The 13,506-nt window shown below is 33.8% G+C and carries 7 protein-coding genes; all 7 read left to right on the forward strand.

Annotated elements, in window-relative coordinates; translation table 11 throughout:
* The first annotated feature begins 4 nt into the window (after nt 1-4).
* The 7 genes from BMY57_RS11015 to BMY57_RS11045 all read left to right on the forward strand — a co-directional run bounded on the left by BMY57_RS11015 (nt 5) and on the right by BMY57_RS11045 (nt 13,375).
* Nucleotides 5-2,146, forward strand: a complete 2,142-nt coding sequence (locus BMY57_RS11015; RefSeq protein WP_091774263.1) for a glycosyltransferase family 2 protein — start codon at nt 5-7, stop codon at nt 2,144-2,146.
* The gene (locus BMY57_RS11020; protein WP_091774264.1) at nt 2,139-3,545 is read left to right on the forward strand and encodes an ATP-grasp fold amidoligase family protein; all 1,407 of its coding nucleotides are present in this window, start codon (nt 2,139-2,141) and stop codon (nt 3,543-3,545) included. The genes BMY57_RS11015 and BMY57_RS11020 overlap by 8 nt, the downstream gene beginning before the upstream one ends.
* Before the next feature lie 30 nt (nt 3,546-3,575).
* Nucleotides 3,576-5,192, forward strand: a complete 1,617-nt coding sequence (locus BMY57_RS11025) for an acylphosphatase (protein ID WP_091774266.1) — start codon at nt 3,576-3,578, stop codon at nt 5,190-5,192.
* Between the two features lie 11 nt (nt 5,193-5,203).
* A complete protein-coding gene (locus BMY57_RS11030) occupies nt 5,204-6,844 on the forward strand; it encodes an acylphosphatase (RefSeq protein WP_091774268.1) in 1,641 nt (546 codons plus the stop codon).
* Between the two features lie 24 nt (nt 6,845-6,868).
* Nucleotides 6,869-8,401 (forward strand): ATP-grasp domain-containing protein, encoded by a 1,533-nt coding sequence (locus BMY57_RS11035; protein ID WP_091774269.1) that lies wholly within the window; start codon nt 6,869-6,871, stop codon nt 8,399-8,401.
* A 37-nt stretch (nt 8,402-8,438) separates the two neighbouring features.
* Complete coding sequence (locus BMY57_RS11040) at nt 8,439-10,028, forward strand: acylphosphatase (protein WP_091774271.1); 1,590 nt, start codon at nt 8,439-8,441, stop codon at nt 10,026-10,028.
* A gap of 98 nt (nt 10,029-10,126) precedes the next feature.
* On the forward strand, nt 10,127-13,375 hold the full coding sequence (locus BMY57_RS11045; RefSeq protein ID WP_177176376.1) for a peptidoglycan-binding protein: 3,249 nt from the start codon (nt 10,127-10,129) through the stop codon (nt 13,373-13,375).
* Nucleotides 13,376-13,506: the final 131 nt, after the last annotated feature.

Below are 13,506 nucleotides of genomic sequence, written 5' to 3' on the forward strand. Positions count from 1 at the left end.
TGTGTTGCATAACCATGAAGATTTAAAGTCGTATCGCCAAAAGAATCAAGAGCTTGAACAAAAAATTAACCAACTAAATGAATTAAGAAAACAAAAACTAAAAGAACGTCATGAAGTTCATAAAGAAATGGTCGAAAAGCAATATTATTTCAACCAAGTACAAAAGTTTCGGACGTTCATATCAACCTCAATTAGAAAAGTTATGAAAGTTTGTCGGACATTAGTTGGAGGTTTATTAGGTAGACGAGATCTTAGACAATTGTATAGTCGTACCTATAAACAAAAATTTGAACAAAACAAGCTCAAAAAATACCAGAAGTATTTGTACGAATACGGCTTTGAATCTACTGTTTTATTTGAGTTGGAACAAATGTATCACAATCCTAGAAATAAGTATCACAAAAGAGCAGTCGCAGAAATGCTATTATTGTGGCATGCCAATCAACTAACGGTAGAAGATTCACACAAAGCACTAACCTATTTAAAAGAGTTGAGTCATAAAGAAACGAATCGCGAACAACTAAGAAAACTTTCGATTATAGAAGCTGAATGTTTACAACGATTAGGATACGCCCACCAGGCTCGAAATGTCATTAACGAAGCTTTGAAACTTGGAGATCATCCAGACCTTTACTTTGCTCTAACAAATCTAGAAGAAGATCAAGATAAAAAGGAACAATTTATTAACAAGGCATTTGAAATGTATCAATTAAGTCCCATTAAGTTTAATCAAGCATTGCATGATCAACTCTATGATCAACTAGACACCATTTTACAAGGGAAACAAACAACCGATTCAGATGTTAAAGTGACGGTCATTTTACCTGCTTATAATGCTGAAGATGGTATAGCGACGGCAATTGAATCGATTTTAAATCAAACCTGGAAGAATCTCGAACTCATCATCGTTGATGACCATAGTCAGGACGATACATTATTTGTAGCCAAACGTTATGAAGAACAAGACGAACGCGTAAAAGTTTTACAAACACCACAAAATAGTGGACCATACGTTGCGCGCAACATTGCGTTAGCCCAAGCCAGAGGTGATTTGATTACCGTTAACGATGCTGATGACTGGTCACATGCTGAAAAAATCGGAATTCAAGCTCAGCATTTAATAGATCATCCAGAGGTAATAGCCAACACATCTGAACACGCAAGGCTGACAGAAGAATTAACCTTCTATAGAAGAGGGTTATTTGGTCGTTACATTTTTTCAAATATGTCATCTCTAATGTTCCGTAAAGATGAAGTACTTAATTCAATCGGTTATTGGGATGAAGTAAGATTTGCAGGAGACGGAGAGTTTAAACGTCGCTTGTTAAACACATTTGGAAAAGAACGAATTGTCGATCTCGAAACAGGTCCATTATCACTTCCAAGACAAGCAGCAGGATCTTTAACGAGCAGCTCGGCATTTGGGTATGATGGACATTTTAAAGGTGCAAGAAAAGAATACGTTGAAAGTTTTGAATACTACCATGAATACGGTGAATCATTAAAATATCCAATTTCACCTACATCGAGATTGTTTCCAGTACCTGAGCCAATGCTTCCAAATAAAAATCGCTCGAAAACTCGTCAGTTTGATATAATAATAGCAGCGGATTTTAGACAGTTGAATGAATCAGTGATTCATAACATTCGATCTTTAAAACAGATGGAATTCAAAGTCGGATTAGCACAAATAAGTGAATATAATTTTAACCTTCCATATAGAATGGCCGATGTATATCGCCAATTAATCGATGGAGAACAACTTCAGGTCGTGGTTTTTGGAGAACAGATTGAATGCGAATTACTTTTAGTCTATGATTTATCTATTTTGTACGAAGATCAACGCTACATTCCAAGTATTAAACCAAGCAGCGTAAAAATGATTGTAACTAAGCTGAGATCTGATAAAAAGCAACCAATCAGAGTTAGTTCACATCGATTAATACAATATTTCGGACATAAAGGTAAATGGTACCCTATAAATGATTCTGTACGAGGTCAGTTAAAAGAACGACATTTAAGAGAACTTAAAAACATTAAATTATCGATTCATAACTGGAATCATTTGATGAAGAACCATGATTCGTTTAAAGAATTTATAGACTGTCACCTATTATCTAAGAAAGGGGATGTGACGAATGAATAATCAAAATAAACAACACAAAGCCGACCAAAACACCTCCCCTTTGTTAGTGGAAAAAGAAAAAGAAGTCAATCTTTCACGCAGCTTATACGAACTAGAAAGAGAGATCGAACAGTTAAATTTAGAAATCAAGCATGATGAAAAAGTTATGAAAAATATGCAAAAAAGCCCGATGTGGAAAGTGGCTAAGTGGTTTCAAAAGCTAAAGTCTGTACAAAAAACAAATCAATATCAAATTAAAGAACTAGAAGACCAGATCCAATCGCTAAAAGCGTTATTGTATACAACAAAATCAGAACTGAATTTATTAAACGTCAACGATCGCCAACTCAATACGTACAAAATAATGCAAATGTTGGCTGAAGAACATCATCGAGGTAATTTACTACAATACCTTTCAAACCTGATTGAACAAAAAAAACTACATGATCAAAATTACAAAAATACATTACACCACGCAGCTCGACTCTTAATGAAAGGCAAAGAGGACTATCAAAAAGTAGCTTATGATCAAATATTAAATGCTTTAAAGACAGAAGATATTCCAGAATTTATGGTCAGGAGCGGGTTTAAGGACAAGCCAGTATCATTATCACCAGCTGCATCCTTTAGAGCAAGCTTAACGATGCGAATGAGACAACAACAATTAACCCAATCCTTACCTGAATGGCCACTGGATCAAAAGGAACTAGCATACCAGTTTGTAGATCAATTTGACGTTAGAAGGCCATACACAGATGATATGGTATATTCACTAGATAAAATACCTACTAAAGATGGAATCGTCATTAAACCAGAAGATGGCGCTGGTTCCCGCGGTGTTTATCTAGTTCATAGTTCCACTAAAATTGCAGATATTAAACGTAACCAAACGTTATTCAGTATTGAACAGTTGAAAAAACATATGCAACAAGACCTAAACAGTGGCTGGGTCGAATCTGACCAATGGAAAATTGAAGAATTAATTTACGAAGATCAAACCCAACACATCCCAGCAAGAGATATTAAATTTTATTGTTTCTATGGAAAAGTAGCCCTTATATTAGAAATTACACGTTATCCAGAATTACAATATTGTTGGTGGACAAGGGATGGTCAACCGATTAAAACAGGTAAATATGAACATGAACTATTTAAAGGTGAAGGTGTTGACGCTGAAGAACTTAAGATGGTTGAAGAATTAAGCTTAAACATCCCAGCACCTTTTTTAAGAATAGATTTTCTAAAAAGTGAAGATGGCTTAGTATTTGGCGAATTTACCCCTAAACCAGGAAACTATGACGAATTCAGTGATGAAATAGATGAGTGGTTAGGTAATGAGTACTTAGAGGCGGACAATCGATTAACTCATGATTTATTAAACGGAAAAAAGTTTCGTTTATTAGAAGATAAAAACAAATAAAAGAATGGATTTATTTAGGAGGACAAAGGAATGGCAGACAATCAGGAGAATTGGCTTAAACACCTGCCAAAAGAAATACTAGACGGCATTCAAGGAAATTATCTCGATTCATATATGGTAGCCCTTGAGGGATGGCGCAGAGGACTAACACTCAAATGGCATATTAAGGATCATGAGAAGTTTAAAGACCTCACGACTTGGTTTGTGGATGAACCAGGTCAACTTTTTTCGTTAAGTAATGGAGAAAAAGTACATTACTTTTTCCGAACAAGAGGGGACTTAATTACAAATGAAGCAGTTGAAATCGGAAAGAGTAAGCAAAAGACTAAGGAATACTTAGAGAAAGCAAATGTAAAAGTTCCTGAAGGCAAAGAATTTAACGAAGAATCTACGATTGAGGAAATAAAAGCTTATGCAGAAAGTCTTGGATATCCCGTCGTAGTAAAACCAACAGATGGTAGTTTCGGTAGAGGTGTCTATACTAACGTTTTGAGTGATGGTGAGTTAGAATTTTCCGTTCAAAGTCTTAGAGAACAATTAAACACCGACAGAATCATCATCGAAAAGTATGTGGATGGAGAAGACTATCGTCTTTACGTAATTGAAAATGAAGTAGTTGGTGCGATGAAGCGTATTCCACCAAATGTCGTTGGAGATGGAAAACATACTATTCGTCAATTAATCGAGCAAAAGAACCTAATTCGTCAGGACAACCCAAGATTAATTAATTGTCAAATAAAAATAAACAATGAGCTGAAAGACTACATTGGTCGACACAATCTATCGTTAGACACGGTTGTAGAAGAAGGAAAACAAATCTTCTTGAGTAAAAAATGCAACATTTCAATCGGTGGGGATCCAATCGATGTTCTTAATGATATTAGCCCAGATGCGAAACAAATAGCGATTAATGCTTTAAAAGCTATACCAAATATGAGCCATGGGGCAGTGGACTTAATGGTAGATCGTGATGGTCAAGCTTATGTGATTGAAGTCAATGCAACAGCTCAAATCGGTGGTTTATTATTCCCAATTAAAGGAGAAAGCCGAGATATTCCATCTGCTATTATTGATTATTACTTCCCAGAGACAAAACATATAAATGGAACGAAATCTCAAATGTTCTTTGATTTCTATGATGTCCTTGATCCACTTTTTAACTATGAAGCAAGCTCAACAACAGTAACACCAGCACCATTAGGAAAAGTGTTTGCTAAAAAATATATCGTCACGGGTGATGTGCAAAATATTGGTTATCATAGAGGATTAAGAAAGCAAGCTTTTGAACGTGAATTACATGGTTATGTCATGAGCATTGAGGATGAAGGGATTGAAGTCGTAGTCGCCGGCCTCGACCCAGAGATGGTAGATGATTTTAAAAATGGATTATATGAGGATCCTGAAAGATCAGAAGTTGAAGAGGTAAGAGAAGAACCGTATGAAGGCTTTTTAAATGTAGGTTTTGAAATCAAATTAGATCTCAAAACTCAAATTAATGAAATCAATAACTATAAAAAACAGTTAGAACGTCTTGATTTAGAAATTAAAAAAGAAGAGAAGAAGAGAAGAAACCTTAAACAAAGCTTCTCATGGAAAGTAACATCACCAATTCGATTATTCGGTGCAATTGTGAAGAGAATAAAATAGGAGGAAAAATGATGAGTGAACAGCAAGGTATTAGTCTTCCCCATTTAACAAATGAAATTGTTAAAAATGCTAGAAAGACAAGACTTGATGCATTTGCTATTGCATTAGAAGGATGGAGAAGAGGTCTAAAATTAAAATGGTATACTAAAGACTCAGAGCATTTTCAAGATATGATTATCTTTGGAGTAAACCCTCCAGGTCGATTATTCTCTTTAAGTTCAGATGAACGCACCCATTACTTTTTTAGAACCCGTGGAGATAAAGTAACGAATGAAGCAGTAGAAATCGGTTCTGAGAAAGATGATACGAAAGAGTGGCTTAAAAAAGCTGGAGTACCGGTACCATTAGGAACAGGTTTTGAAGAAGATGCAACGGATGAAGAAATTTACAATTATAGTTTAAAACTAGGTTTCCCATTAGTTCTTAAACCTACAAATGCCAGTCTTGGTAACGGGGTTGTCACCAATATCAAAAACGAACAAGAACTAAGAAAAGCCATTGAATATGTGCGTCACACATTAGAATATGGTGAAGTTATCGTTGAACAGTATATTAAAGGTGAGGAATATAGGGTATATGTTATAGAAGACCAAGTCATTGCAGCTTATAACCGTAAACCCGCAAACGTTATGGGTGATGGCATTCATACGATTGAAGAGTTAATCGACTTAAAAAACCGTGAGAGAAGAAAAAATGCCAGACTCAATAGTTGTTTAATTGATATAGATGTGGAAGTCTTAGAATTCATCCAAGAATCAGGTTACACTTTAGGAAGTGTTCCAGATAAAGGAGAACAAATCTTACTAAGACAAAAAACGAATGTATCATCAGGTGGAGACCCGATCGATGTCACAGATACTATATCTGAAGAAATCAAAAACATTGCGATTAATGCTCTGAAAGCTGTACCAGGCCTTTACCACGGTGGTGTTGATATCATTGTTAATGAGGGGAATAACACTGATGCAGAAGGTGTTGTAATTGAATTAAACCCAACTGCCCAAATCGGTGGAATCCTATTCCCACTTAGAGGTAAGGCACGAGATATACCAAAAGCAATCGTGGATTATTATTTTCCAGAAACAAAAGGGTTTGATACATCCGATTCAAGAGTCTATTTCGATCTTACAAAAGTATTAGAACCACTTGAAAACAGAATGGCTCTAGAGGTGGAAGTAGCACCGATGCCACAAGGGAAAATCTATTCACGTAAATATATTGTGAAAGGCGACGTACAGCACTATAGTTATCATCAATTTCTTAAGAAAAGCGCAATTGAACTAGGATTACATGGTTATGTAAATAACAGCGTATTTGATGAAATTGAAATCTTTATTGCAGGTAATGATAAAGAAGCAGTCAAAAACTATAAGAATAAAATAAGGGAATACCCACAACGTTCAAAGGTTGATTTAATTAAAGAAGAATATTGTGATGAACCATTTACAATTGGTTTTGATATAACACATGACTATAAAACAACTAGTGTTAAATCGGTACAGTATGCAGCTAAAAAAATGGAAAAAGAACTAGTACAAAAAACTAGGTTGAGAGATCGTGTTGTAAAGGATAATCAACATATATTAAATAGTAGGTCATGGAAAATGACGGAACCTGTTAGGAGTGTTACAGCAATAGTTAGAAAGAGATAGATTGTGAATAAAAGGGGGGATATTATGAGTGGTAGTTATGATTGGTTACCAAAATTAAAAAAAGCAATTCCCAAATTTGCTTTTGGCGATAAAATTGACATGTATGTTATGGCTTTAGAAGGCTGGAGAAGAGGTTTAAATTTAACTTTTTATACCATTGGTTCAAAAAATTTAATTAGGTTTAAGCTAAGTGATAAAAATAATGAACATCATTTTTCTGTTACCCGTGGAGATAAAGTTACTAAAAAGGCTACAGAAATATGTATTGATAAAAATCTAACAAAAGAGTACTTATCTAATTCTAGTGTCCCAGTTCCTGAAGGTAGAGTATTTACTCAAGAAGCTACAAATGACGAAATACTAAATTATGCGAATGAAATAAAATATCCAGTTGTCATAAAACCTCTTGATGGAAGAAGGGGTAAAGGTGTTATATCAAATATAAAAAATAAAGAAGAACTCCTTAATGCTATTAAATATTTAAAAGTAGATTTAAATATTAATAAAATGATTGTTGAACAATACTTTAAAGGTGAAGAATATAGGTTATATGTTGTGAATGGAGAAGTAGCAGGCGTTATAAAAAGAACTCCGGCAAACATAACAGGAAATGGAAAAGATACTATACAAAAATTAATTGAAGATAAGAATGCAGAAAGAAAAAAAGTTCCAAATTTGCATGCAAGATTAATTAAAATTGATCATGAAGTTTTACAACACCTTGATCAAGAAGGATATAGTTTGGAAAGTATATTAGAAAATGGAAAAAAACTTTTCTTAAGACAAAAAGGGAACTTGTCAACTGGTGGGGATTCAATTGATTTTACTGAAGAAATATCGGAAACTGTCAAAGATATTGCCATAAAGGCCTCTTATGCTATACCTGGTTTGCCACAATGTGGTGTTGATGTTTTATATAACTCAAAAGATAATAAAGCAGTCGTTATAGAAGTAAATAGTAGGGCTGGGGCAGGGGGACATCTTTTTCCTTTAGAAGGGAAGGCTCGAGATATTCCAAAAAAAATAATCAATTATTATTTTCCTAATAGTAAAATCATAAATGAAGATATCAATAATTTATTTTTTGATTACGAGTCTTATTGGAATTTACTAAAAAGTGGTAAAGCACAAGAAATAAAAGTAGCCCCTTTTCCAAAAGGTGAGATAATTATGAAGAAATTTAACTTTATTATGGCTGATAAGATTGCTCTAAATAAAAGCCAATTCGAATTGATTGGTAAAAAGGCTAGTAAATTCAGAGTTAGTGGATATTTAAAATTAAAAAGTGAAAATGAATACCAATTAGTTGTCGCAGGTCCTAAAGAGGTTGTGTATGAGCTAAAAGATTATGTTGCCGAAAAATTAGATAAAAGTTCAAAAATAACGAGTGAGAAAGCTTCAAATTTCACAGGATCATTGAAACTAGGTTTTGATATTTACAGAAAACCCAAAAAGACCGTTAAAATAAAAAGTAAAAATAATAGTAAAACAAATTCAGAGTCAAAAACTAATTTAAAAGAAAATAAGCAAAAAGTTGATAAAAAAGCTGGAATATAACGACTATATTTAAAAATAACTAAGAAGGTGTATTATTTTGACAAATGATTTTCAACCATATTTAACTTATGAAGTGGTAAAGGGAGCTTATGGATATGATTTGTGCGGTTATTTAATAGCTCTTGAAGGTTGGAGACGTGGATTAAGATTGACTTTTTATTCTGAAGATGTAGATTTTCCAAGTGTAAAGACTGTCGGGAAACATTTTCTGGGTAGAAGGTTTTCTTTATCTTCTGATGAGAAAACACATTATTTTTTCAGGTCTAGAGGGGATCTAATAAGCAATGACGCTGTAGATATTTGTAAGGATAAAGATTGGACAAAATCTGTATTATCTAAGAGTAATGTTCCTGTTCCAAAAGGAAGAGAATTTTCTAAGGATGTAGAAAAAGAAGAATTACTTAATTATGCTCGAAAAATTGGGTTTCCTTTAGTTATAAAGCCTACAAAAGGAAGTTTAGGTAAGGGCGTATATACTGATATAGCTAATGAACAACAGTTTATTGAAGTTTTAAATGAGTTTAAAAAATCCCATTCAAATTCTGGTATCATCATAGAACAACATGTTTATGGTGAAGAGTATCGAGTGTATGTAGTTGGGGATGAAGTAATTGGTGCTACCAATAGGATACCAGCAAATATTGAAGGTGATGGTCTAAATTCTATTAAGGAATTAATTAAATTAAAAAATAAAGAAAAAAAATCAAATCCGTATTTAAGATCAAAATCAATTGACATTGATTATGAAGTCAAAGATCAGATTAAGAGGAAAGGGTACACTCTAGACACGGTTTTAGAAGATGGAGAGGTACTTTATTTAAGAACTAAAAGTAATTTATCTGCAGGCGGCGATCCTCTAGACGCTACAGACATATTGACAGGTGAAGTAAAAGAAATTGCGGTTAATGCTGCAAAATCTATACCAAATTTTAAGCATGGCGGTCTAGATTTAATAGTTGATCCATTAGACAATCGTAAAGCAACTATTATAGAAATGAATGCAACTGCTGAAATAGGTTTTCACCATTTTCCTATGGAAGGGAAGTATAGAGATATAGCTGGAGCTATTGTTGATTTATACTTTCCAGAAACGAAAAATGAAAATAAATCAACTTATTTTTTTGATTTTAAAGGTATTTTAAACCCACTGAGAGATGGAACAGTTAAGTATATTGAAATAAGACCAACTCCGATTGGACAATCTTATACTAAGAAATTTTATGTGTCGGGAAAAGTTCAAAAAGTTAATTATAGAAGTTGGGTTAGAAAACAGGCGATTCAAAGGAATCTACATGGGTATGCTAAAAATTTAAATAATGGGAAGGTAGTTGTTATTGTTTCAAGTCCTGAAAAAAAGAATGTTGATAATTTCAAGAAAATTTTATTGAAAGGCTCGCCAAATTCTATAGTAGAAAAGGTTACAGAAGAAAAAATAGAACGTCCAATTGAAATAGGATTTAAAGTTAAAAAACAAAAAAATAAAAAAAGAAATAAACAACATAAAATAGTGGATGAGCTAAATAATGAGAAAAAGAAATATAACAACGTAGTTAATAGTAAATCATGGAAATATACTGCCCCTTTCAGAAAAATCGTTAATAAATTAGGTGATAGTAAAAAAAGGTAAGAAGAAATTCTTACCTTTTTTTATTACTTTGTTGAAACTTTTTTGTTATTGTATGATAATAAATGGTGTGAAAATTTGGAATATAAGGAGGTGTAATGTTGAAAAAAGTTGTAATAAGTCTAATTATGTTTAGCTTGTTATTGTTTCCTCTGGTATTAAACGCTGAAACAGACGATGAATCAATTGAAGATACATATGAAGAAACTGAATCTAGTAGTCTATCAGAATCAGAAGAAGAAACAGAATTGGCTAATGATGAGGAAGAAGATCAGCTTGATCAACAAACCAATCAAGAAACAGAAGAAAACGGTGAAACCCCGCTTGAAGAAGAGTCTGAGAAAGAAGAAGGAAATGAATCAAGCTCAGAGGATGACTTATCAGAAGAAGACGAGGATACTTCAAACAATGAATCTTCTTCATCTGAAACAACAGACGAAAATTCAGATGAATTTTCAGAGGGTGAGAACTCTTCAGAAGAACACTTAAACTCAGACGACGAAGAAGAGGTTAAGCAATCAGAAAAGGATTCCGAATCTGAACTTGAAGAGGTTCAAGAGTCTAATTCAGAAGAGACAGAAGAGGAAGAAACTGAAGAACAAGTCCGTTCGATGAGTGAGATGACTACAACTCAAAGTTCACCACCTTATGAGTTAGGTGATCGAGCCCCAGAGATAGCTGAATTCAAGGCAAAATTAAATGCGATTGGATTTAGCGGGATATTGGAAACAGAATATTTTGGTGAATATACCCGTAGTAAAGTGAAGGCCTTTCAAGCAAACTATGGTTTAGCGGTGACTGGGGTGATGAATCAAACTAGTTTAAATAAACTAGATGAGGTTTATCACAGCCCATTTCAGGTAGGGAATAGCCACGCTGAAATAAGTGACCTCAAAGTCCAACTAAATAGTATGGGATTTGGAGGAATTCAAGTCACAGATTATTATGGGAATTTTACAGCCCAACGAGTAGAAGAATTTCAAAGTTTTATAGGGATTAAAAGCAATGGTATCGCAGATTCTTATACTCGTGAATTATTACAAAACTTCGTGGCCGAAGGGTACGGAGTAGGGGACCGACACAATACTATATCAGTTATGAAACGTAAGTTAAACGCGCTTGGTTTTAATGGCATTAAAGTAACGGACTACTATGGTAGTTATACGAAAAAACGAGTCGAAGACTTTCAAGCGTATTATGGACTTAATCAAACAGGACAAGCGAATCAAGACACTTTAGATCAGCTTGATCAAGTCTATTATAGCCCATTACAAGTGGGAAATCGATCAGGTGAGGTATCAGATATTAAGAGAAAGTTAAATAGAGTTGGTTTTAATGGTATCTTAGTAACTGATTACTTTGGGGATTTTACAGAAAAGAAAGTGAAAGACTTTCAAAGTTATTATGGATTGAAGAACCACGGGATTGTAGACAGTGTCACATTAAACAAACTGAATGAAGTTTATAATAGTCCATACCAGTTAGGTGAAGCACATGAAAACCTAAGTGAACTTAAAACTAGTTTGAATAGGTTAGGATATGGAACTATTCTTGTTTCCGATTATTTTGGGGAATTCACAGAAAAAAGAGTAAAAGTGTTTCAAGCTGATCACAATCTAGCTCCAAGCGGAATAATAGACCAAAAGACCGAGTCTACTATCAATAATTTAATGAACACAGTTTTTCAAGAAGGTAAGAGACATAAAGGGGTAGTAGAGTTAAAAGAAAAACTTAATAAGCTATCTTTTGGAAAAATACTCGAAACAACTTACTTTGGTAGTTATACTACACAACAAGTTAAAAACTTTCAAAAATACTATGGTCTAAAAGTAACAGGGGTTGTAAATCAATCCACTTGGGACAAGATTGATGAAGTACACGATTCACCTTTACAAGAAGGTGAACGTAACTCACAAATAGTTGAGATAAAGAAAATGTTAAATGCAATAGATTATGGAACTATTCTAGAAACCAAATACTTTGGTTCTTTTACTACTGATAGAGTTAAAGATTTTCAAAGGGATCATGGGTTACATGTACATGGAATAGTAGATGATAAAACTTATAATCTAATAGAAAAAAAGTATAAATCTGATAAAGTAACAGAATATAATATTTCCTTCGATCGTTTTGTAGAAATTCAACTCAAAGAAGGTTCGCCAAAATATGATGGAGCAGGGAATATTCCAGCTGATGAAGCAAATGTTAGGTATTATTTAAATCCATCTAACTTTGCAAAGAATTCACCAGAGTATTATCAGTTTATGCTTCTCGACAGCACTACAGATATAACAGTTAGTGAGATAGATTCAAAATTCCTTCAAAATAAAGGAACACTTTCTAATACTGGAGCTGCGTTTAAAACTGCTGGAAAAACACATAATCTAAACGAATTGTATCTTATGGTTCATGCATTGCATGAAACGGGAAATGGTACCTCTACTTTGGCTAAAGGAGTAGGTGTCGATCAAAATGGTAACATTCAAAGAGATAGTAAAGGTAATATTATTAGGGATATTAACCATAAAAATGTAGATTATGTCGTTTATAATATGTATGGGTATGGTGCACATGACGAAAGTCCATTAGTAGGTGGAGTAAACTATGCATTTGAGAATAAGTGGTTTAGTCCTGAATCAGCGATTATAGGTGGAGCTAAGGATATCTCTAACTCATATATATCGCAGGGACAAAATACACTTTATAAAATGAAATGGGACCCTGAGTATGCTGCTCAAAATGACAAAAGAGGTAAGCAATATGCAACCCATATCATGTGGCCAGAAATTCAGGCTAAGCATATTTATAATGTTTTAGGTGAGACATTGAATTCAGTAGCTGTAAGATTCGATATTCCGAAATTTATTAATCAACCTAAAAAAGATGATTCAAAGCCGGATGCACCTAAGCCACCAATGGATCTTGAAGAGTTCCCTAAAGATATTATTGGTACTGTAACTGATAACTTGAACTTTAGAGAAGGCCCTAGTACAAATTATGATCGAATTACTACTATACCTAATGGTAGTGAAATTGATATTATTGGTGAACATGAATCTGGTTGGTTAAACATCCAGTATAATGGTACTAAAGGTTGGGTATCAGGAGATTATGTTGATATCAAGAATTTGTATTATGTTAATGGATCAAATGTTCAATACCGATCAAGTCCGGCGGGAGAAGTTAAAGGATCGTTAAGTGACGAATTAGTGGCATTAAGCCTGGATTCAAATTATAGTATTGTATCCAAAAATGCTCCATTAAATGGTACGACTTATACTTGGTATAGAATATCAATAAATGGTCAAAACTATTGGATGGCAAAAAATTTCTTAGAAAAAGTCAATTAATCTATTTTTAAACCGTACCACTAATTAGTGGTGCGGTTTTTAATGTGTGCCCGGCATGGGCTATAACTTGGTGGTGAAAGTCCACTACAGGCCTGGCAGTAGGAACTGTTAGCTAATGGCAAGGGTGTCCA

The sequence above is a fragment of the Piscibacillus halophilus genome, from assembly GCF_900110685.1.
In the GTDB taxonomy this organism is placed as follows: Bacteria; Bacillota; Bacilli; order Bacillales; family Alkalibacillaceae; genus Piscibacillus; species Piscibacillus halophilus.

Coding starts and splice junctions, on each gene's coding strand:
- BMY57_RS11030 (WP_091774268.1), top strand. CDS start 5,204: ATGAGTGAACAGCAAGGTATTAGTCTTCCCCATTTAACAAATGAAATT.
- BMY57_RS11025 (WP_091774266.1), top strand. CDS start 3,576: ATGGCAGACAATCAGGAGAATTGGCTTAAACACCTGCCAAAAGAAATA.
- BMY57_RS11035 (WP_091774269.1), top strand. CDS start 6,869: ATGAGTGGTAGTTATGATTGGTTACCAAAATTAAAAAAAGCAATTCCC.
- BMY57_RS11020 (WP_091774264.1), top strand. CDS start 2,139: ATGAATAATCAAAATAAACAACACAAAGCCGACCAAAACACCTCCCCT.